This is a genomic window from Pseudomonas sp. CFBP 13727, from assembly GCF_014841915.1.
In the GTDB taxonomy this organism is placed as follows: Bacteria; Pseudomonadota; Gammaproteobacteria; order Pseudomonadales; family Pseudomonadaceae; genus Aquipseudomonas; species Aquipseudomonas baltica.
Window position 1 is genome coordinate 26,016 of sequence record NZ_JACYUT010000002.1, and the last position, 19,761, is coordinate 45,776.

Genomic DNA, 19,761 nt, shown 5'->3' on the forward strand with positions numbered 1-19,761 from the left:
GAAACGTTTCAGTTTGTTGCGGCGGAAGGATATAGCTCGAGGCCATGCTTTTAAAGCCGGGTTTGAAAGAGGGTCAGTTGCCGAAACTGCAACAGTGCGGCGGCTTGCCGCAGGGTGCGGGCACGCGCAGCGCCCGCTTCGATAGCTTTTGCGCCCCACGGCGAGCGCCCAATAAAAGCTTTGCGCCGCCGTGCCCGTTGGTTAAGGTGCGCACCTTCTGCCCCGCCGTTTCTGGAGCCTGGCATGCATGAGCCTACACACAACCCCCTGCACGGCGTAACGCTGGAGCAGATCCTCATTGCGCTCGTGGCGCATTACCAATGGGAAGGGCTGGCGCAGCGGATCGACATCCGCTGCTTCAAGAGCGACCCGAGCATCAAGTCGAGCCTGACCTTCCTGCGCAAGACGCCCTGGGCGCGGGAAAAAGTCGAACGGCTCTATGTGCAACTGCAGCGCGGCAAGCGTTGATCCCTGGCGAACGCCGGTTGGTTGCGCTGGCGGCGGCCGCCACCTGGTTTGCTCTGGCCCTGCAGCTGTATCTGGTGCTGTGGTCGCGCTGGCAGATCGAAGCGAGCCTGCTGGGTGGGCTGGTGCATTTCTTCAGCTTCTTCACCATTCTTACCAATACGGCAGTGGCTGGCGTGTTGACCGCTCACGTGTCGACGTGCGACTCGAAATGGCGGCGTATCTGCCTGCGGCCCGCGGTGAGCAGTGGGGTCATGGTCAGTATCGTTGTGGTCGGCGTGGCCTACAGCCTGTTGCTGCGCAACCTGTGGCAGCCCCAGGGTTGGCAATGGCTGGCCAACGAGTTGCTGCACGATGTGCTGCCGGTCGCTTTCGTGCTGTATTGGGCACTCTGCGTGCCCAAAGGTACGTTGCGCTTGTGGCACGTACCGGCGTGGGCGATCTATCCACTGGTGTATTTCGCCTACCTGTTGCTGCGTGGACAGAGCATCGGCGTCTACCCTTATCCGTTCCTGGACGTTTCGAAGCTGGGCATGGGGCAGGTCTGGTTGAATGCACTGGGCGTATTGATGGCCTTCCTTGGCTGCTCGGTGCTGGTGTTGGCCGTAGACCGCTGGTGGGGGCGTCGGGGCGCGCGCTAGGCGACCCCGTGCACCGACCCGGCGCCAGCATCACTCGCCGTCGTCACCTTCGAGCCGCCAGTAGCCGGCGGCCTTGATCTGCTCTTCGCTCAGCCCATGCTGGTCGAGCAATACGCGCCGCAACTTGCGCGAGAGCCCCGCCTCGGTCGCGATCCAGCCATAGACCACGCCTTCGGGCAGGCGCAGGTCGCTGACCGTCTGCAGCAGGTCGCCCTGGTGCCGGTCGACCCAGATCACCTCGAATGCCGCCGCGCTGTCGAACGGCTGCTGCTCGTCGGCGTTCTCCACCTCGACCACCAGCAGCGCGCGACGGTTGGCCGACAGTTCTTCCAGACGGCGCGCCATGGCTGGGATCGCCGTTTCGTCGCCGATCAGCAGGTAGGCGTCGAACACATCCGGTACATGCATCGAGCTGCGTGGGCCGCCGATATGCAGGAACTGACCTGGCTCGGCCTGGGCCGCCCAGGTTGCGGCGGGGCCGTCGCCGTGCAGGACGAAGTCGATGTCCAGCTCGCCGGCTGCAAGGTCGATGCGCCGTGGGGTGTAGTCGCGCATGTCGGGCTTGGCTTCGTCCGGCGTCGGTGCCCCCAGCACCATGGTGTCGAGCGCCGCTTGCTGCTCCGGGGTGGTGGCGAACATCAGCTTGATGTGGTCATCGCAGCCTTCGCTCACGAAACCGGCCAGCTCGGGGCCGCCGAGGGTGATGCGGCGCATGCGTGGGGTGAGCTGCACAACACGCAACACCTGCAGGCGGCGACGTTTGATCTCGTGCATGACACGATGAATACCGAATGGGTTGTCTGCCTTCATTGCGGGACTCCTGGTCCGATAGGGGGCTATCGATATAGCTTATTACGCCGCCAGGCGCCCGTGAATGAATTCGTTCGCCGCGCGCCGCGCGCCCTGCCATTCAACGTGCAGCCTGCAAGGGCGCACTGCACTGGGTGTGTGCACCCGGCTGCAGGTAGGGAGTGAGAATCGGAGCCATGCCCTTGAGCACCTGCACCGGAAGCGCCGAAGTGAAGCGAAAGCCCTCCGCCGCCTTGCCCGGCACGAATGCGGTCAGGGTGCCGAAGTGGTTCTCGCCGATGAAGAACACGAACGTGGCTGTACGGTTGATGGCCTTCGAGCTGATCACCCGGCCACCGGCACCGAAGTTGGAAATGCGGTTGTCACCGGTGCCGGTCTTGCCGCCCATCACCAGCGCCGTGCCGTCATCGGTCTTGAAGCTGCCCGATACCCGCCGCGCGGTGCCGGCGTCCACCACCTGCGACAGCGCCTCGCGCATGGCCGCCGCGACCTCGGCGGGCAGAACTCGCTTGCCGCGGTCCGGATCGCTGATCACTCGCGTGTCGTAGGGGGTGTCGGCAGCAAAATGCAGGGTGTCGATGCGTACGGTAGGCAGCTTGATGCCATCGTTCTGAATGATGCCGATCAGCTCGGCCAAGGCCGCAGGGCGGTCACCCGAGCTGCCGATGGCGGTCGCCAGCGATGGCACCAGATGATCGAACGGATAACCCACGCGCTGCCAGCGCTGATGGATATCGGTAAACGCTTCGATCTCGAGCATGGTGCGAATACGGTTGTCGCGGGCGCGCTTGTGGCGACTGTTGAACAACCAGCTGTAAACCTCCTGCCGTTCGAACCGACTGGCCGCGCCCGCCTCGCCGAACTTGGCGTCCGGATGATTGAGCAGGTAGCCCAGCAGCCACAGGTCCAGCGGGTGGACGCGCGCGATGTAGCCCTGATCCGGCAGGTTGTAGCGGCCCGGGCCATAGCCGGTGTACATCTCGTTCAGGCGCTTGTCGGTGACGTTGTCGCTTTTGCTGTGCTCGCGCACGAAGCGATCGAATTGCGCCTGGGGCGCATTGGGGTACAGGTAGCGATGCACGGCCGCCAGCCGCTGCGGGGTAGGGCGCATGCCGTCGAGGAAGGTTTCCAGGCGCTGCTCGGTGGTCTTGCGCTGGTACTTCTTCCAGAAGCGCTGGAGGAACTCCGTGCCTTCGCGATCGGCGAAGCGTGCCAGGTATTCCTGGCGACGCGGATCGTCGTCGTCCCTGAGCAACTGCCCGCTGTTGCTTGGCGCGGAGTAGGTGCTGTAGCGCACCAGGTCGCGCATCAGGCGGATGAAGGGCAGGTTGATGGACTCCTGCAGCGCTTCCTTGAGCGTGGGAATACGGCCGTTGTCCTCGCGGCGAAAGTTGCCGAAAGTGTGGATCCCGCCGCCGGTGAAGAAACTCTCGGCAGGGCTTGCCGAGTACTTGCGCTCCAGGGCGGCGCCGAGCAATGCCCGCGCATCCGCGCCGGGGTTCTGGATCATGTAGTCGAGCACCCAGCGCGACAGCCGATCGGCTTCTTCGATCTTCACCTGGCGCAGTTGCGCGGGTGTCTGCCCGGCATAGCGCTCATGCAGTTCGTGAATGATCTCGAGGTAGGTGGTGAGCACGCGCATCTTGGCCGTCGACCCCAGCTCCAGCTTGCTGCCTTCGTTGATGTCGAAGGGCTGGTCGGTGTTGTCGGTCTGCACTCGTACCCGCGAGCCGTCGGCCGTCCGTTCGAACAGAGTGAAGCTGTAGCTGACCTCTCGGGTGCTGGCCGAGGTCAGCAGGCGCTCGCCGATCAGGCCGATTTGCTGGGCGAAGGCCGGGTCGGCAAGGTGGCGCAGATAATCACTGGCCTGTTTCTGCAGATCGGCATGCAGGGTGGTGGTGGCCGAGAGGTCCAGCCGGTCCAGGTCGTACAACGGTCGGTCAAGCATGGACGAGAGGCGGTTGCGCGCCACGCTGATGCCCTTGTTCGACTCGTTGGGTTGCCAGGTAGGCTCCTGCACCCAATCGCGGTACATGACCTGGCTGGCCAGGGCTGCGGTGGCCAGGGTCGGGTCAACGATACCGTTGGCGGTCAGCAGGCGAATATGGCTGTCGGTCAGCTCGGCGAGGTCGTCATGGCCCTTGTTGAGGAAGTACGAAGGACGGCGCTGGGCGATCATCAGCGACAGTACCTGGCGCAGGGCGAGCCCACGCGCGGCTTCGCTGGCGGGGTCGGTGGTGGTGCTGGCGAGGGCGCGGTTGACCTGCTCGAAATCGGCGCCATACCAGACCCGCAAGCCTTCGGCCATGCCGTGCACTTCACCATGGCCGGGCACGGCCGACAGCGGCACGCTGTTGAGGTAGTCGCGCACGACGCGCTGGCGCGCCTCCAGGGTCTGCGGACCGTCCTGATAGGCACGCACGCTGGCCGAGATCATCTGGCGAATCTTCTCCGGCCCGGAACCGGTCAGGCCGTCGGGCGAGTGTCGATACTTCTCCAATTGCGTGGCCAGGGTGCTGCCACCGGCCGACTGCCCGGGGAGGGCGAACATCTTGGCCACCTGCGACCAGGCCGCCTTGGCAAAGCGCGGCCAATCCACGGCAGGGTTGAGCAGGGGTTCGGGGCTGTCGAGCAGGCCGCGGTTCTCGACGAACAGCAGGCTGTTGACCATGACTGGCGGAATCTGGGCGAACTCGGTGTAGAGCTGCTGGGGGTAGCGATACAGGTACAACGGGTCGCCCCGGCAATCGGTGATCACCAGCCCGGCTTGGGGTTTTTCCTGATAGGGCACGAACAGGTCGTGCCCGGCGTAACGCATCAGCGCCGGCGAGAAATGGGTCTGTCGTTCGACCACGTAATTGCGCTTGAGCAGGCGTGGAATGAAATCGCCCAGGGCGCTGTAGCCCAGGCGTTTGTCGAACGGGCCCTCGCCTGGATAGACGATAGCTTCGCTTGGCCCCGGCTGCAGCTCGTAGGTCAGCGACGCCGCCCAACGGCTGAATTCGCGCGCCTGCAGTCGCGACGTCCGCATTTCCGCGTACATCGCATACGCCAGTGCCGCGACAGTGATCACCACCAGCAACCAGAACAGACGCCACCACAGGTGACGTTGACGTGGGCTATCTGGCAATGGAGACGGGTCAGGACTGACAGCGGGGGTTGCAGTCTTGTCAGGTTCGGTTTGCCACAAAACGCCCATAGATATTCACACCGGTCACGGAAAATTCATCGCACCTGGAGCAAGTCTAGACGCTAGAGCAGTTGCGTGAAAAAAATGTGAAAATCAATGTGTCTGATACGTCGGTTCATTCCGATCGACCGTGCGGCTCCGATTCGGCCCGCCGCGGCCTCAGCGCAGCATTTCCTTGACCAGCCGATCCTGCTCGATCAACTCGCGTTGCCGTGCATCGATTCGCGAGGCGAGCTGGAAGTTGTCGGCGGCCCGGCGCTTGGCCAGATCGAGTTGCTGGATGGCCTGGTCGAACTCGCCGACCAGGGCGAAGAACTCGGCGCGTGCCTGATGCAGCCCAACGATGTTGCCATTCTGTCCGCGCGTTTCGGCCACCAGGTACCACACGTCCGGGTCGTCCGAGCGGCTCTTGAGCAGGTTTTCCAGGCCTTTTTCGGCATCCGCCATGCGGTTCTGCTTGAGCAGCACGTCGACCCGCTTCTGGTTGATCGGGTAGTTGCCGGGATACTGCGTCACCAGCCGATCGATGCGCTGCTGGGCATCGGGAATGCGGTTGTTGGTGATGTCCAGATCGACCTGCGCCAGGTTGAAGGTGATGTCGTCCGGCTGTTTGCCGAGCAGCTGCTTGAGGTTCTCCCGCGCTTCGTTGAGTTGGCCAGCCTTGACCTGAGCCAGCGCCAAGCCATAGCGCGCGGGGAGCGCATTGGGGTTTTCATCCAGTTGCGCGCGGAAGCGCTTGGCTGCCAGCCCTGGGGTTTCCTCGTAGTACAGCTGAACCCGCGCGCGCATCAGTTGGTACCACAGGCTGTCTTCCTTGCCCCCTTTGGCGGCCTGTTCGGCGCGGTTGCGCGTGTCGGCGATACGCGATTCGCTGACCGGGTGAGTCAGGAGGAATTCCGGCGGCCGTGCATCGAAACGGTACTGGCGCATCAGGCGTTCGAACATGGTCGGCATGTTGCGCGGGTCGTAGCCGGCCTTTTCCATGTTGATGATGCCGATGCGGTCCGCCTCCTGCTCGTTCTGCCGGGAGAAGCGTCGCTGTTCCTGGATCGCCGCAGCCTGGCTGCCGGCGATTGCCGCAATGCCGGCGTCACCGGCACCGGACGCGGCGATCACGATGCCAGCCAGCAGCGCCGCCATCATCGGCAGTTGCATGCGCTGCTGCGCCTCGACCCCGCGCGCGAAGTGGCGTTGCGACAAGTGCGCCAGTTCGTGGGCCAGCACACCGATGTACTCACCCTCGGTTTCGGCATTGAAGAACAACCCGCCATTGACCCCGACGATGCCCCCTGGCGCAGCGAAGGCATTGAGCTCTTTGCTGTCGATCAGGATGAACTCCAGGCGCCGGTCGTTCAGCTGGCTGGTTTCAGAGAGCCGATACACGCTGGTTTCGACGAAATCCTTGAGCTGTGGGTCATTGAGCTGTTTGACCTGACCGCGCAGCAGGCTCAGCCAGGCACGACCCAACTGATGCTCCTGCTGGGGCGAGACGATCGCGGAACTGGCGTCGCCAAGTGACGGCAGATCGCTGGCGTGGCCCGGCAGCGCCAGCAGGCAGGCAAGTGTCAGCAGGGTAGGGCGCAGAAAGGGCATGCACTGAGCTCGGCAGATGAAAGGCCCTACTGTAGCCGCCCCATCCGACGACCACCAGAGGCGCCGGCCTTGGGTTATCCTGTCGCGCCGCTGGCTGCCGCGATCGAGGCGGCATCACGGCTTTCTTTGGTTGGAGAAGATATCGATGAGCGATGCGCCTGAATGTGACGCCGAGCTGGACACCAGCGGTCTTAATTGCCCGTTGCCACTGCTCAAGGCCAAGCTGGAACTGAACCGGATGGCCAGTGGCACGGTATTGAAGGTGATCGCCACGGACGCCGGCTCGCAGCGCGACTTCCGCTCGTTCGCCACGTTGGCAGGTCACGCGCTGTTACATGAACAGGCGCTGGACGGGGTCTACTCGTATTGGTTGCGCAAGGCCTGAGCCACCACCTTCGGTAGCTGGGCCATTCAAGGGAATTTCAATGTTCAAAGTGTTACGCAACTGGATCCAGCGGTACTTCTCCGACGAAGAGGCCGTCGTCCTGGCGGTGCTGCTGGTGCTGGCGTTCACCGCCGTACTGACCCTGGGCGGCATGCTGGCGCCTGTGCTGGCAGGGATGGTGCTGGCGTTTCTCATGCAGGGCCTGGTCAATTTCCTGGAACGCTTGCGGGTGCCTTCGGGCGTGGCCGTGGGAGCGGTGTTCGCGCTGTTCATGGGTGCGCTGGCGCTGTTCATGCTGGTGCTCGTGCCGCTGCTCTGGCACCAGTTGATCACGCTGTTCAACGAGTTGCCCGGCATGCTGGGCAAGTGGCAGTCACTGCTGTTGCTGCTGCCCGAACGCTATCCGCACCTGGTCAGCGACGAACAGGTGCTGCAGGCCATCGAAGCGGCGCGCGGCGAGATCGGCAAGTTCGGCCAGTGGGCACTGACCTTTTCCCTGTCCAGCCTGCCACTGCTGGTGAACATCATGATCTATTTCGTGCTGGTGCCGATCCTGGTGTTCTTCTTTCTCAAGGACCGGGTGATGATCGGCCGCTGGGTCAGCGGTTACCTGCCGCGCGAGCGGGCGCTGCTGACTCGGGTGGCGCAGGAGATGAACCGGCAGATCGCCAATTACATCCGTGGCAAGGTCATCGAGATCTTCATCTGCGGGGTGGTGACCTACATCGCGTTCGTTGCGCTGGGCTTGAACTACGCGGCGCTGTTGGCCCTGCTGGTAGGCGTGTCGGTAGTGGTGCCCTATGTGGGCGCCGTGGTGGTGACCGTACCGGTGACCTTGATCGCACTGTTCCAGTGGGGTTGGGGCGACCAGTTCATCTACCTGATGGTGGTGTACGGCATCATCCAGACCCTGGACGGCAACGTGCTGGTGCCGCTGCTGTTCTCCGAGGCGGTGAACCTGCACCCGGTGGCGATCATCTGCGCGGTGTTGCTGTTCGGCGGGCTGTGGGGGTTCTGGGGAATCTTCTTCGCCATCCCCCTGGCAACCTTGTTCAAGGCCGTGCTCGATGCCTGGCCGCGCCAGGAGCCCACCGTGGCGCCGATGCTCTGAAACCGCGGCGCGGCCTTCGCGGCCGCTGACCGCTCCTACACACGATCGTCGCAGGAGCGGTCAGTAGCCGCGAAAAATCCAACCCCCTCTCAACCCTTGCTCAACGCCTGTGCCGCCCCCAGCACGCTCTGCACATGCCCCGGCACCTTCACGCCACGCCATTCCTGGCGCAACACACCGTCCCGGTCGATCAGGAAGGTGCTGCGATCCACGCCCAGGTATTCCTTGCCATACAGCTTCTTCAACTTGATCACGTCGAACAGCTGGCACAACGCCTCGTCCTGATCGCTGATCAGCTCGAAGGTGAAGCCCTGCTTGGCCTTGAAATTCTCGTGGGACTTGAGCCCGTCGCGCGACACCCCGAATACCTCGGTGTCGGCGGCCTTGAACTGCTCGAGCAGGTCACGGAAATCCTGACCCTGGGTGGTGCAGCCCGGCGTGCTGTCCTTGGGGTAGAAGTAGACCACCACCTGGCGACCCTTGAGCTCGCTCAGGCGGACGGTCTGGCCGCTGGTGGCCTGGGCTTGGAAATCGGCTACAGGTTCATTGAGAGCGACAGCCATCGGTCAGTCCTTACATGGGGTTCTGTGGGCGCCAGGGTTCGATCAGCGCATCCAGGTTCAAGGCATCGGCGAAGTCCAGGAACTGGTCGCGCAACCAGCTGATCTGCACGCCGGCGGGCAGTGTCACGGTAAACGTGGCATTGAGCATGGTGCCACCGGTCTGCGGCGCCTGGTAGGTGTCGCAGGTCAGGTTCTCCAGCTCGACGTTGTGGTCGATGAAGAACTGGCACAGCTCGTTGATGATGTCCGAGCGGTACGCCGAACTGACGTAGGCCACGTAAGGCAGCGCTTGCGGGCGGCTGTCGAGGGTGGCGCTGCGCACCAGGCTGACCGTGAAGTCGTGTTTCTTGGCCAGCGAAGCCAGGCTGGTTTCCAGGCGCGCCAGGGCGTCCCAGTTGCCTGCTACCTGCAGCACCAGGGCGCTGTATTCGCCGTGGCGGGTCAGGCGCGAGGTGGACACCGAGCAGCGGGCGTCGTGGGCCGCGCGGCACAGTACATTGGTCAGTTCCATGGGATTGCGGCCCAGGGCGCTGATGACGAGGAATTGTTCGCGAACTGTGGGGGTGGACATGCAGCATTCCTAAAGCGATGAGCGGTCGGCGGCGTCAAGGGGCCGGATGACTGGTTCAAGGCCTGCGCCGTACCTCGTGCGTACCCCTGCCGACCGCCCGGCAACGCCCGCAAATACGGGGTAAAGCCAGGTGGCAAGGCTCAGGGACGGGGTTCGAAGCGCCGTTACGGCAGGCGATGACCAGGCAAGAAAGGCAACCCCTGCCGATCAAAGTCTGAAAGGGTATAGAAAACCGGCGCCAAGGGGAATGCTCGCGGCGTGGTACTTCGCTTGTGCAAGGTGGATAGCGCCAGTACCATTACCGCTCTCTTTTTCCGGCAGGAGCGGTTGCATGATTGCGGGCAGTATGGTGGCACTGGTCACACCCATGGACGCCCAAGGGCGTCTGGACTGGGACAGCCTGAGCAAACTGGTGGACTTCCATCTGCAGGAGGGCACCCATGCCATCGTCGCGGTCGGCACCACCGGCGAATCGGCGACGCTCGACTACGAAGAGCACATCAAGGTCATCGAGCACGTGGTCAAGCAGGTGAACGGGCGTATCCCGGTCATCGCCGGCACCGGCGCCAATTCCACCCGCGAGGCCGTCGAGCTGACCCGCAATGCCAAGAAGGCCGGCGCCGATGCCTGCCTGCTGGTCACGCCGTACTACAACAAGCCGACCCAGGAAGGCCTGTACCAGCACTTCAAGCACATCGCCGAAGCCGTCGACATTCCGCAGATCCTCTACAACGTTCCCGGCCGCACTGCCTGCGACATGCTGGCCGACACCGTCGTGCGCCTGTCCAGCGTGCCGAACATCATCGGCATCAAGGAAGCCACCGGCGACCTGGCCCGTGCCAAGGACATCATCAGGCGTGTCGACAGCGACTTCCTGGTGCTGTCCGGCGATGATCCCACTGCGGTCGAGCTCATCCTGCTGGGTGGCAAGGGCAATATTTCGGTCACCGCCAACGTCGCCCCGCGCGCCATGGCCGACCTGTGCAATGCGGCGTTGAAGGGCGAGGCCGAACTGGCCCGCGCCATCAACGACAAGCTGATGCCGCTGCACAAGAACCTGTTCCTGGAAGCCAACCCGATTCCGGTCAAATGGGCGTTGCATGAAATGGGCTTGATGCCCGAAGGCATTCGCCTGCCGCTCACCTGGTTGAGCGCCACCTGTCATGAACCGCTGCGGCAGGCCCTGCGCCAGTCCGGCGTCCTGGTTTAATTGAGGAAGTAAGACGCATGAAGCGATTGGCTGGCCTTTCTGCCCTTGCCTTGGTCATTTCGAGCACCAGCGGTTGCGGGTGGCTCTGGGGCGAAAACGGTTACTTCCGCGATCGTGGCAATGATTACCTCGAGGCGACCCAAACCGCCCCGATGCAACTGCCGCCCGGCGTGCAAACCGACAAGCGTCTGGATCCGCTGCTGCCGATCCCGCGCAACGTCGCCGACGATAACGCCAAGGCTTCCGAATTCGAAGTGCCGCGCCCACTGCCCTTGCAGGTAGCTGCGCAGGCCAGTGATTTCTCGCTGCAGCGCAGCGGTGAAAACCGCTGGATCATGGCCCAGCGTGCGCCTGCCGAAGTCTGGCCGATCGCTCACCAGTTCTTCGAGGACAACGGTTTCCGCATCGCCGAAGACCGTCCGCAAACCGGTGAATTCACCACCACCTGGCAGCGCTTCGACGAGCTCTCCGCCTCTATGGCACAGCGCCTGAGCGGTGCCACCACCTCCAGTGGAAGCGAAACCCGTGTGCGCGTGCGCATCGAACCCGGCGTGCAGCGCAACAGCAGCGAAATCTACGTGGTCAGCGTCGAGCGCCCGGCCGGCAGCAGCACCGAGCCCGATTTCCCGGCGCGCTCGGTGAACACCGGCCTGGACTCGATCCTGGTCGACCAGATGCTCGCCAGCATGACCCGCGACTCGGAACGCGGTGGCTCGGTGTCCCTGGTCGCCGCACGTGATTTCGACGCGCCCAGCCGTGTAGCCATGAGCGAAGACGGCAGCGGCAACCCGGTGCTCAACGTCGGCGCCGATCTGGACCGTGCCTGGTCCAGCGTGGGCCGTGCCCTGGAGCAGGGCCAGTGGCGCATCGAAGACATCAACCGCAGCCTGGGCCTGTACTACATCAACGTTGCCGAATCCGCCCAGCGCGCCGACGACAAGCCGGGCTTCTTCAGCCGCGTGTTCGGCAATGCGCCGAGCAAGGAAGAACTCGAAGCCCGCGCCGAGCGTTACCAGGTGCGCCTGAGCAAGGTGGGCGACAGCGTCCAGGTCACCGTCGAGAAGAACATCAACACCGTGGCCCCGGCAGATGTTGCCCGCCGTGTGTTGGGTGTGATTCAAGACAACCTGGGTTAAGCGATGCGTTTTGCCGTTCTCGGCAGCGGTAGCCAAGGGAATGGCACGCTGATCAGCAGCGAAGACACCCATGTGCTGGTCGATTGCGGTTTCTCCCTGCGCGAAACCGAACGTCGGCTGGCCCGCCTGGGCCTGAGCGCCGCGCAATTGAGCGCCGTGCTGGTGACCCACGAACATGCCGACCACGTGCATGGCGTGGAGCTGCTGGCGCGCCGCCATGGCGTGCCTGTCTACATGAGCCTCGGCACCGAGCGCGGCCTGCGCAAGCCTGTACCGGTACGCACCCATGTGCGCTGCGGCGACGTGCTGGAAATCGGTGCGTTGCGTATCGAAGTGGTTGCCGTGGCCCACGACGCCCTGGAGCCTACCCAGTACGTGTTCAGCGACGGCAAGCGGCGCTTCGGCCTGCTGACCGACCTGGGCTCCCACTGCGCCAGGGTGCGTGACCACTACCAGGGCCTCGATGCCCTGATGATCGAAAGCAACCACTGCCGCGACATGCTTGCCCGTGGGCACTACCCTTATTTTCTCAAGCAGCGCGTCGGCGGTGACTGGGGCCATTTGAACAATCATCAGGCTGCCGGCCTGGTGGCACAGTTGGGCTGGCAGAACCTGCAACACCTGGTGCTGGCCCACCTGAGCAGCAAGAACAACCTGCCGCAGCTGGCCCGGCAATGCTTCGTCGACACCCTGGGGTGCGACGCGGACTGGCTGCAACTGGCCGACCAAGATTCAGGGCTCGACTGGCGCCACATCGCCTAGCGTCCCAAAGGGGCGCCTAGCCCATACTTTTAGCAAGCGGAGCCCATCATGGAAAAACGTGAAGAACTCTACCGCGGCAAAGCCAAGTCGGTGTACAAGACCGACGACGCCGACCGCTTGATCCTGCTGTTTCGCAACGACACCTCGGCGTTCGACGGCAAGCGCATCGAACAGCTCGACCGCAAGGGCATGGTGAACAACAAGTTCAACGCCTTCATCATGCAGAAACTGGAAGCCGCCGGCATCCCGACCCAATTCGACAAGCTGCTGGCCGACAACGAAGTGCTGGTCAAGAAGCTCGACATGATCCCGGTCGAATGCGTGGTGCGCAACTACGCTGCCGGTAGCCTGGTCAAGCGCCTGGGCGTCGAAGAAGGCATGAAGCTGAACCCGTACACCTTCGAGCTGTTCCTCAAGGACGACGCCAAGGGTGACCCCTTCATCAACGAGTCCCACGTCGTAGCCTTCGGCTGGGGCACCGCCGAGCAACTGGCGAAAATGAAAGAGCTGTCGCTCAAGGTCAACGACGTACTGACCAAGCTGTTCGACGACGCCGGCCTGCTGCTGGTGGACTTCAAGCTCGAGTTCGGCGTGTTCAGCGACGGCTCCATCGTCCTGGGCGACGAATTCAGCCCCGACGGCTGCCGCCTGTGGGACAAGGACACCCGCAAGAAAATGGACAAGGACCGCTTCCGCCAGGGTCTGGGCGACGTCATCGAAGCCTACGAAGAAGTGGCCAACCGCCTGGGCGTGCCGCTGTAACACCGCTGCAGACGCGCAAGCGCCTGAATTCGCAAATTATTTTGCATCAGGGGCTTCGCGTTTGGCGCAGACGCTGGTATGATTCGCGCCGTTGGAGAGATGCCAGAGTGGCCGAATGGGACGGATTCGAAATCCGTTGTACCTTCACCGGTACCTAGGGTTCGAATCCCTATCTCTCCGCCATTATTTGAAAAGCCCTGTAATTCAATGAGTTACGGGGTTTTTTCTTTTCCGATTGTACCCCTTGATTGTACCCCTCAGAAACAGCTCAGCCGGGGTATCTGGCGGAAATCGTCTCAGCCTCTGCAAACGCCTTCCGTAGTATCGCAGCTGCCTGTGCAAACGAAGCAGGGTCATCAGAGCCGCTGTGCAACACGCCGCCCTCTCGAACGTCTATAAGCACGCTCTCGATGTACTGATAGAAACGTACAACGGACGACGCGTCTTTGGGCTTCAGGTAGCCGAGCTTCGTTAGGTTCGCCGTGAACACTCGTGCATAGTCCTGATTCCCCGGTACGGCGAATATGTGAAATGGCCTTTTGCCCTTCGGTAGCGCCTCTAGCCCTACAGCACATTCGTCCAGATCGTTTAAGTAATTCCGTTCTATCGCTATCTGATGCAGAGCCCGCACCTCAGCGACAATTGCTACGGTCACGCTCTTACGCTCTTGATGCTTTTGCCACATCCAGCCCGCAAAGGTGCCCATGGCAGTCAGTATCAGTAAGAAGAAGGGCAGAACATCTCCTATCGCCATGTGTTGTCTCTCTCTATTCGTTCTGAACCATGCAAAAAAAATCTACGCCAGAATTATGCGCTTCAACATCGTCAGAGCCAGAGGTAATGGTTGAGCCTGAGGTACATGTAGACAGATACTAGGGTGCTGCTTACTCCAAAGAGCAGGGGAGCTACGAAATCCGTAAACCATGGCGTTACGAATGCACCACGGATTATCACGAACGCCTTGATTGGCCAGGTAACGCAAGCTGGAGGTTCGTAGATGCCTAGCTGAAGGGTTCGGTTATAACCACTCGGATCGCTTTTTCCGTCAACAGCGTACTCAACCACCAGCTTCATTTCCGTGCGGTACGGTCTCGTAACGAAACGAATGTCCCCAGCGCCAGCATTCTTTGCGTTATCTGCTTCTATCTTGTCATAACAGGTGAGGTAGGCCTTACCGCGAACCACTTTTAGCCCTCTAGCGTGTACTGGCTCGTTTGCAAAACGTTGATCCAGCGCCCTCTTCATTGCGAAATGCTTCAGACGAATTACACCCCACGATAAGCTGGCGCTATAAAGCTGGTGCATACGGGCGTCGAACCTTAAAGCCATCGGGGGCAGCCTCTGGCAGTACCTCACCAGCAGGTACAGGTTGAGCAAGGCCAGAATTAGCCATGCTTGATCCACCCTTTCATTGAGCTGGATCGCCGTCCCCATCAGCTGAAATTGTTCGAGCTTGGCTCCGAAAAACCACAGAGCGAGCACTACGCCCGAGTAGGCAAGCAACAGGCTTCGGGCCTTGGGAAAACTCGACTCGTCTATATCGCTCATGCTCGCCCCCAGTGCTAAAGCTCGATAGTAGCACTGTGCCTCGATGCGAGGGAGGGTAGCGGGGTCAGCTTCCGATTGCAGAATAAGAGTGGGCGCTCCCGTCCTATTCCAAGCCTTTTGCTCGGGCCTTGACAAACTTTAGTAACCCAGTTGAGGCGGCTCGTGCACGGGGCCTGCAATACGAAGAGAGCCTGCGTCTGACGGTAGAATTCGAGAAATAGGCTTTCGTGATCGAAGAGGTTAAGCCTGCTGTCGAGTTCATGGAGCAGTACGTGGAAGCAGACGAAGACTCCGGTATCCAAGGTCATTGGAGGTTGCTAGCATAACGCCATGCCATCAGGATGCTGACCATGAAACCACCTTCAGACCTCAAGGTGCTACGCAGCATCTACAAGACGTATTACCGCGAATTCGAAGCGTTCAAGCTTGGCGCCGTGAACAACCGCAAGTCAAAGGTTTACGTCCCCATTGACTGCAAGCTGATCGCTGGCAAGCTCAAAACCGACGGCGACATCGTATTCGGGCGCCTCTACTACCATATGCAACCAAAATATGGGTATACGAATAGCGAAGGCAGCAAAATAGCATTCTTCTCTATGGTCGTTGGACCGGACAACAAGTGCGTGAATTTCCCCTTGCTCTCTTCCGTTTTGGCAGGTCTTGAGGAAGAAAACAGCAAATTCAAGTGGGCAACAGTTCTTTCCACGCTAGCTCTCGTCGTATCGGTGGTCGCGTTATGCCTACAGCTCTAGGGGTTGCCGTTGCGGCGGGTTGATGGTTTACATGATTCTCAGCGGTTTCCCCCGCCCCGCCGTGGGGAGGTCGTCAATTCGATACGTTGTCTGCGTCTGGCTTCAGAAAATAACGTAGGGCCTTCGATCCTCATAGCCACTTAACGCATGCCTCCTAGCCCCAATGGAAACCTGACAAATCTGGAAGTAAGATCCGTGCCGCTGGTGAGTGCTGGAAGCCCCTACAACACTCTCAGAAACGCGACTTACCTTGTTCAATATCATGACGCCAGAGACGACAAAGCCCGCACGTGGCGGGCTCTCCTGGGCCTGTCAGGCCCTATGCTTTCATAGCTCGTTGTACGGTGCTCAAGCTCACACCTAGGGCAGCAGCAACCTTACGGAAGCTCGCCTTGGGCTCTGCCATAGCACTACGGATAGCCTCATCGTCTATTGTCTTCGTACGACCCTTGTAGACGCCATTTTCTTTTGCTTTGGCGATACCCTCACGCTGGCGCTCCTTGATCATCGAGCGTTCGAACTGAGCCACGCTGCCTAATAGGGATAGCATCAGCTCTTGCATAGGGTTGGCTTCACCCGTGAAGTAGAGCTGCTCCTTGTGAAACCTGACAGCAATGCCTTTGCTAATGAATTCCTTCACCAGTGCAAGCAGGTCTTCCAGAGATCTTGCGAGGCGGTCGATGCTATGGACATGGACAGTGTCACCCTTACGCACGAATCGAAGCAGATCTTTGAGAGCTGGACGGTCAGTAGTGGCGCCGCTTACCTTGTCTGTGAAGATTTCATCCAGGGCTATGCCGTCGAGCTGACGAGCAACGTTCTGGTCTACTGAAGACACTCGCACATAGCCGACTTGAGACATTTGACGCACCTTGTATTCATTAGGGTCTAGAGGTGCTTGTTGTCACTGTATTCATTATCCAAAGCAAGCCTATTGAATACAGCCCTGGAAGCTTTCGTGTATTCACTGACCAGCGGTCACTAGGGTGTACCCAATTGGATGCGCCCTCGGATCAACTAGATCTTGAGTTGAGTAGCCGTCGATTAAGAGTTACCCGGAAAAAGTGGCAAGAGCTTGGCGTCTGAAAAACACCAAGCACACCCGCTCGTTTTTTTCGTGAGCGTTTAGGTTTAATTTGTTAAGCAGCATTTCTTGTACTTCTTCCGGCTACCACAAGAACAGGGATCGTTACGTCCCGGTTTTGGAGTGCTGAACTTCATCTTACCGATTCGACCGCTGCGAGTACTAGGTTTGAGAAATTTTGTTTGGTGGTCTAGTTCCTTTGAAAACCTCCAAGGCGAATTATAGTGCTGAATGAACCGCAGCTCACCCGACGCTGCCGATATGCATACGCCACACCAACGAGTGGCTTTCTGTTCGTACTTCCTTCGGATGCAAAATGATTCAAGGCGTGACCAAGCGGTGTCGTGCGAGTCGTCGTTACAGTGTATGGTTATTCCAAATCCATCGTCAGAGTTGAATGCCATGATAAAATCGTGATGTCGTCCATCTTTTTCACAAGCATGTAACAACTCAGAAACCGCCTGATTAAACTGCCCAATAGATTGGCCTGATAAGCCAAGCAATCTACAACCAACAGCCAATACATCTGCGTTATTCGTGTGTGTCAGCGAATCAACGACCATTCTCCAAGGGGTTCCGGAGAATGTTGTTACGGAATCATTTGAGTTCCGATTTCCAGGCACTCCGTCTCTTCGAACTAGCATGATATTTTCAAGTTCTGCCGACACATCATCAGCCAATTGAATAAAGTCGGTTTTATCATCGACCCATAAATTGCTCGTCATATGATACGAAAGAACGGTGAGTTCATGCGATGCCATTATGCGATGATAAAGACGTGCGCGTCGCTCCATGTAGTCCAGAAAACGTAATGGTGAATCTAGCATCTCGCACATCACATCTAACAAGAACACATCCATGGTAAATGGTTCAGTGATGATGTCGGTGGTTTTGAATTTGAGGAACTCGCGCGCTTGGAATGTAAGTGCAGGATAATGTTCTGCCACTACCGTACAGATATGGATTTTTGTGATATGTCGAGCCGGACTGTATTTAGATCCATCTTGTTTGGTAAAGGTGTATTCACTGCTAAGAAAAAACTCACTGCATGACAATCCTTGATCATAAGCATCTTGGATTGCAGCTTTAAAATCTGATTGTAATTGCTTGGCGTTCCCCTTGCGTGCAGCGATCGTCAACTTTTTAGATTTGGCTTGGAGTACTAGTAGTCTTCCCGCGTACTCAACTAAGACGTCTATTTCGCCAACTCGCGTTGTGTTTTTGTAAATCTCAATATTTGTATGTACATGATCTTGGCCGAATACTTCAGCTAGTCGGGATGCTGCAAAGTTTTCTGTAAACAATCCTCTGTTTTTTTCCCCTGTAGGTTTGTAAGCTTTATCATTTATGAACCAAAAATAGGGTGATTCGTAGATGGATTCAAATAGTGAATATGTCATGAATATGACAAAAGATTCTTCGCTTATTTGAATGATAGGTCTTGCATTGAACTCATTAAAATCGCTAATGCCATTGAACTCAGGATTTGCCCCGCCATACTGAATTTTCAGTGCGTCAAATAGTGACCCTATTTGTCTAATGTCAATTTCGCTATTTTCAGCTATTTCATCCAGTGTAACAGTGAAGCAAGAGAGTGGAGTTAAAGTGTTAGGGTCCTGATGCGGTGCGTTCGTATACCAAGTTTGTAATTTGCTATTTTGGATCGATTGTATCGCGTAGATAATCCTAACTGCCGTGTCTGTTGTAAAACCTTTGTTCGATAGCAACCATGCCTCATCTGGGCTGTACCGAACCTTGCTCAGTTCACGGTACTGTGAAGCATATGCGGACTCCCCTCCATAGAAAATAGGTTCACGCCAAGCCATCCCATGCTCATCAGATTCAGTATTTTTGGTTCTGCCGTCCCGTAAGTTGGTCATTAGCGAACTGTGGAGTTCGCTCAGTAGGCTCTCCGTCTGATCGATCATAATCTGCATTTGATCAGGGCCAGGGAAATTACAGATGTTCGGCCCTTGTACCATCATACCTAAAAGCGTAGTCAGCTCTGTTTTTATAAGTCTATTTGTGCCGAACAAATGTAGCAGGTCATCTGTCGTCAGCTGTTCTCCAATTGTTACTGTAAAATCACGGAAACAAAAATATGCAATTGCATGAATATAGCCTGGTTCTTTGCATAGCTGACGTAGTTCGTCAAATACTTCGGTTTCCGTTCGCATTTTATCATTCCGAGGTTTAGATGAGGTTGATAAAAATACATGAGTTTTTACTTGTTTGTAAAGCTAGTTTTCGTGTTGGATTAAACTCGCAGTTTTAGGTGCGATGGACACGTTATTGCTAACTGGAGTTGCTAGTTAGTAGGTCGAATTGGAGAGTGTATTAGCGTCAGGCAGCGATGAATTAAGCTAACGCTACTACTGTTGTCGTATTGTAGTGATTGTTACACTTTAGTGTGTTTGATTTTTAGATAAAACTACACATTTTTCGATTGTTGGTGGTGCCTGCGTGTATGTGGTTAGTATTGCATGGGGCCAAGGTCAGTGGTGTTCACTCGTTTAGCAGAACGCCAGTGGGTAGGATTGCGTTTGTCTGTAATGCGGACAAGAGCCACCAATGGATTGAAGCCAAGGCTCCTGGCACATCGATAGCGTCATCCAAGGTTTTGTATCGCAACCTGCTGACAGGTTGGCCATTGCCTTGCAGCAGCACGTAGCAAGTTATTGGAACAGATTCAAGGCGAGCTGAAGGGTGTTCTACATATACGTGGTTCATTACATTTCCTGTATTGATAAAATTGGTCTGTTGGTAGTTGTGACTGCTTGATGAGTTCGCAAATGGCTATACTGATGTTCATTCAAATTGATTCGTCTGTCTGTCTATTTAAACGTATTTCCAGATTTTTTATATGATCGAAAGATAACGAAAAACGTTGAAGATGATCATTCCGCCCGTTAACGAGTAAATGATCATTAAGGTATATTCCGTGCTCATGGTTTCAACGTTCCTGTTTTTATTGTGAACGAAATTCATATGTTTATTGGCGCCTTCGGTGCATCGCATGCGGCGATGGTTCTATGGATTGCTATCACGATTTTTTGACTGTGGCCAGAATGGCTATCGCGCAAATCGATTCTTTAATTGGGCACTAGAATTTTTGAAGAAGGTTTAGACGGATTTTTCCTGTCACGGAAGAAACCCAGCCTAAGACTTGAAGAACGTC

18 protein-coding genes and 1 tRNA gene are annotated in these 19,761 nt (G+C 58.2%); 10 read left to right on the forward strand and 9 right to left on the reverse strand.

All coding sequences use genetic code 11. The features are described 5' to 3' along the window. The first annotated feature begins 243 nt into the window (after nucleotides 1–243). Together IFT76_RS07565 and IFT76_RS07570 are read left to right on the forward strand one after the other, a co-directional pair. A complete protein-coding gene (locus IFT76_RS07565; RefSeq protein ID WP_122476696.1) occupies nucleotides 244–468 on the forward strand; it encodes a VF530 family protein in 225 nt (74 codons plus the stop codon). Continuing rightward, nucleotides 468–1,106: a Pr6Pr family membrane protein gene (locus IFT76_RS07570; RefSeq protein ID WP_446731098.1), complete on the forward strand. Its 639-nt coding sequence runs from the start codon at nucleotides 468–470 to the stop codon at nucleotides 1,104–1,106. Before IFT76_RS07565 ends, IFT76_RS07570 begins: the two co-directional genes overlap by 1 nt. 30 nt (nucleotides 1,107–1,136) lie before the next feature. Here the strand turns inward: IFT76_RS07570 and IFT76_RS07575 are convergent, their stop codons facing one another. The 3 genes from IFT76_RS07575 to IFT76_RS07585 all read right to left on the reverse strand — a co-directional run bounded on the left by IFT76_RS07575 (nucleotide 1,137) and on the right by IFT76_RS07585 (nucleotide 6,699). Next, nucleotides 1,137–1,916, reverse strand: coding sequence for a siderophore-interacting protein (locus IFT76_RS07575; RefSeq protein WP_192057812.1), 780 nt, complete (start codon nucleotides 1,914–1,916; stop codon nucleotides 1,137–1,139). A gap of 100 nt (nucleotides 1,917–2,016) precedes the next feature. After that, the gene (locus IFT76_RS07580; protein ID WP_192057813.1) at nucleotides 2,017–5,115 is read right to left on the reverse strand and encodes a transglycosylase domain-containing protein; all 3,099 of its coding nucleotides are present in this window, start codon (nucleotides 5,113–5,115) and stop codon (nucleotides 2,017–2,019) included. 150 nt (nucleotides 5,116–5,265) lie between these two features. Then, nucleotides 5,266–6,699, reverse strand: coding sequence for a M48 family metalloprotease (locus IFT76_RS07585; RefSeq protein ID WP_122476690.1), 1,434 nt, complete (start codon nucleotides 6,697–6,699; stop codon nucleotides 5,266–5,268). Nucleotides 6,700–6,844: 145 nt separating this feature from the next. On the opposite strand from IFT76_RS07585, the gene IFT76_RS07590 reads away from it, so the two are divergent. Both IFT76_RS07590 and IFT76_RS07595 read left to right on the forward strand, forming a co-directional pair. Then, the gene (locus IFT76_RS07590; protein WP_122476689.1) at nucleotides 6,845–7,084 is read left to right on the forward strand and encodes a sulfurtransferase TusA family protein; all 240 of its coding nucleotides are present in this window, start codon (nucleotides 6,845–6,847) and stop codon (nucleotides 7,082–7,084) included. Nucleotides 7,085–7,124: 40 nt separating this feature from the next. Next, the gene (locus IFT76_RS07595) at nucleotides 7,125–8,195 is read left to right on the forward strand and encodes an AI-2E family transporter (RefSeq protein WP_122476688.1); all 1,071 of its coding nucleotides are present in this window, start codon (nucleotides 7,125–7,127) and stop codon (nucleotides 8,193–8,195) included. Nucleotides 8,196–8,284: 89 nt separating this feature from the next. Here IFT76_RS07595 and IFT76_RS07600 read toward each other — a convergent pair whose 3' ends face one another. Both IFT76_RS07600 and IFT76_RS07605 read right to left on the reverse strand, forming a co-directional pair. Then, nucleotides 8,285–8,758, reverse strand: a complete 474-nt coding sequence (locus tag IFT76_RS07600) for a peroxiredoxin (protein ID WP_192057814.1) — start codon at nucleotides 8,756–8,758, stop codon at nucleotides 8,285–8,287. 10 nt (nucleotides 8,759–8,768) lie between these two features. Continuing rightward, on the reverse strand, nucleotides 8,769–9,329 hold the full coding sequence (locus IFT76_RS07605) for a glycine cleavage system protein R (RefSeq protein ID WP_122476686.1): 561 nt from the start codon (nucleotides 9,327–9,329) through the stop codon (nucleotides 8,769–8,771). A gap of 331 nt (nucleotides 9,330–9,660) precedes the next feature. Between IFT76_RS07605 and dapA the strand changes: the two genes are divergently transcribed. From dapA to IFT76_RS07630, 5 genes are all read left to right on the forward strand, one after another. Beyond that, nucleotides 9,661–10,539: a 4-hydroxy-tetrahydrodipicolinate synthase gene (gene dapA, locus IFT76_RS07610; RefSeq protein ID WP_192057815.1), complete on the forward strand. Its 879-nt coding sequence runs from the start codon at nucleotides 9,661–9,663 to the stop codon at nucleotides 10,537–10,539. 17 nt (nucleotides 10,540–10,556) lie between these two features. Further along, nucleotides 10,557–11,675 carry an outer membrane protein assembly factor BamC gene (bamC, locus tag IFT76_RS07615; protein WP_192057816.1) on the forward strand — a complete coding sequence of 373 codons (1,119 nt, stop codon included), beginning with the start codon at nucleotides 10,557–10,559 and terminating at the stop codon, nucleotides 11,673–11,675. Between the two features lie 3 nt (nucleotides 11,676–11,678). Next, nucleotides 11,679–12,437 (forward strand): MBL fold metallo-hydrolase, encoded by a 759-nt coding sequence (locus tag IFT76_RS07620; protein WP_122714075.1) that lies wholly within the window; start codon nucleotides 11,679–11,681, stop codon nucleotides 12,435–12,437. 48 nt (nucleotides 12,438–12,485) lie between these two features. Next, a complete protein-coding gene (gene purC, locus IFT76_RS07625) occupies nucleotides 12,486–13,199 on the forward strand; it encodes a phosphoribosylaminoimidazolesuccinocarboxamide synthase (RefSeq protein WP_056843894.1) in 714 nt (237 codons plus the stop codon). 93 nt (nucleotides 13,200–13,292) lie between these two features. Then, nucleotides 13,293–13,382: transfer RNA gene (locus IFT76_RS07630), tRNA-Ser, on the forward strand. 85 nt (nucleotides 13,383–13,467) lie between these two features. On the opposite strand, the gene IFT76_RS07635 is transcribed toward IFT76_RS07630, so the two are convergent. Together IFT76_RS07635 and IFT76_RS07640 are read right to left on the reverse strand one after the other, a co-directional pair. After that, a complete protein-coding gene (locus IFT76_RS07635; RefSeq protein WP_192057817.1) occupies nucleotides 13,468–13,953 on the reverse strand; it encodes a hypothetical protein in 486 nt (161 codons plus the stop codon). Nucleotides 13,954–14,024: 71 nt separating this feature from the next. Next, nucleotides 14,025–14,747, reverse strand: a complete 723-nt coding sequence (locus tag IFT76_RS07640; RefSeq protein ID WP_192057818.1) for a hypothetical protein — start codon at nucleotides 14,745–14,747, stop codon at nucleotides 14,025–14,027. A 350-nt stretch (nucleotides 14,748–15,097) separates the two neighbouring features. Between IFT76_RS07640 and IFT76_RS07645 the strand changes: the two genes are divergently transcribed. Next, nucleotides 15,098–15,499 carry a hypothetical protein gene (locus tag IFT76_RS07645; protein WP_192057819.1) on the forward strand — a complete coding sequence of 134 codons (402 nt, stop codon included), beginning with the start codon at nucleotides 15,098–15,100 and terminating at the stop codon, nucleotides 15,497–15,499. A 319-nt stretch (nucleotides 15,500–15,818) separates the two neighbouring features. Here IFT76_RS07645 and IFT76_RS07650 read toward each other — a convergent pair whose 3' ends face one another. Both IFT76_RS07650 and IFT76_RS07655 read right to left on the reverse strand, forming a co-directional pair. Further along, the gene (locus IFT76_RS07650) at nucleotides 15,819–16,361 is read right to left on the reverse strand and encodes a recombinase family protein (RefSeq protein WP_192057820.1); all 543 of its coding nucleotides are present in this window, start codon (nucleotides 16,359–16,361) and stop codon (nucleotides 15,819–15,821) included. Between the two features lie 269 nt (nucleotides 16,362–16,630). Next, nucleotides 16,631–18,760 (reverse strand): SEC-C metal-binding domain-containing protein, encoded by a 2,130-nt coding sequence (locus IFT76_RS07655; RefSeq protein WP_192057821.1) that lies wholly within the window; start codon nucleotides 18,758–18,760, stop codon nucleotides 16,631–16,633. Nucleotides 18,761–19,761: the final 1,001 nt, after the last annotated feature.

Excerpts from the sequence above, each read along its gene's own strand:
- IFT76_RS07565 (WP_122476696.1), top strand. The coding sequence starts at position 244 with ATGCATGAGCCTACACACAACCCCCTGCACGGCGTAACGCTGGAGCAG.
- IFT76_RS07575 (WP_192057812.1), bottom strand. The coding sequence starts at position 1,916 with ATGAAGGCAGACAACCCATTCGGTATTCATCGTGTCATGCACGAGATC.
- IFT76_RS07580 (WP_192057813.1), bottom strand. The coding sequence starts at position 5,115 with ATGGGCGTTTTGTGGCAAACCGAACCTGACAAGACTGCAACCCCCGCT.
- IFT76_RS07585 (WP_122476690.1), bottom strand. The coding sequence starts at position 6,699 with ATGCCCTTTCTGCGCCCTACCCTGCTGACACTTGCCTGCCTGCTGGCG.
- IFT76_RS07590 (WP_122476689.1), top strand. The coding sequence starts at position 6,845 with ATGAGCGATGCGCCTGAATGTGACGCCGAGCTGGACACCAGCGGTCTT.
- IFT76_RS07595 (WP_122476688.1), top strand. The coding sequence starts at position 7,125 with ATGTTCAAAGTGTTACGCAACTGGATCCAGCGGTACTTCTCCGACGAA.
- IFT76_RS07600 (WP_192057814.1), bottom strand. The coding sequence starts at position 8,758 with ATGGCTGTCGCTCTCAATGAACCTGTAGCCGATTTCCAAGCCCAGGCC.
- IFT76_RS07605 (WP_122476686.1), bottom strand. The coding sequence starts at position 9,329 with ATGTCCACCCCCACAGTTCGCGAACAATTCCTCGTCATCAGCGCCCTG.
- dapA (WP_192057815.1), top strand. The coding sequence starts at position 9,661 with ATGATTGCGGGCAGTATGGTGGCACTGGTCACACCCATGGACGCCCAA.
- bamC (WP_192057816.1), top strand. The coding sequence starts at position 10,557 with ATGAAGCGATTGGCTGGCCTTTCTGCCCTTGCCTTGGTCATTTCGAGC.
- IFT76_RS07620 (WP_122714075.1), top strand. The coding sequence starts at position 11,679 with ATGCGTTTTGCCGTTCTCGGCAGCGGTAGCCAAGGGAATGGCACGCTG.
- purC (WP_056843894.1), top strand. The coding sequence starts at position 12,486 with ATGGAAAAACGTGAAGAACTCTACCGCGGCAAAGCCAAGTCGGTGTAC.
- IFT76_RS07635 (WP_192057817.1), bottom strand. The coding sequence starts at position 13,953 with ATGGCGATAGGAGATGTTCTGCCCTTCTTCTTACTGATACTGACTGCC.
- IFT76_RS07640 (WP_192057818.1), bottom strand. The coding sequence starts at position 14,747 with ATGAGCGATATAGACGAGTCGAGTTTTCCCAAGGCCCGAAGCCTGTTG.
- IFT76_RS07645 (WP_192057819.1), top strand. The coding sequence starts at position 15,098 with ATGAAACCACCTTCAGACCTCAAGGTGCTACGCAGCATCTACAAGACG.
- IFT76_RS07650 (WP_192057820.1), bottom strand. The coding sequence starts at position 16,361 with ATGTCTCAAGTCGGCTATGTGCGAGTGTCTTCAGTAGACCAGAACGTT.
- IFT76_RS07655 (WP_192057821.1), bottom strand. The coding sequence starts at position 18,760 with ATGCGAACGGAAACCGAAGTATTTGACGAACTACGTCAGCTATGCAAA.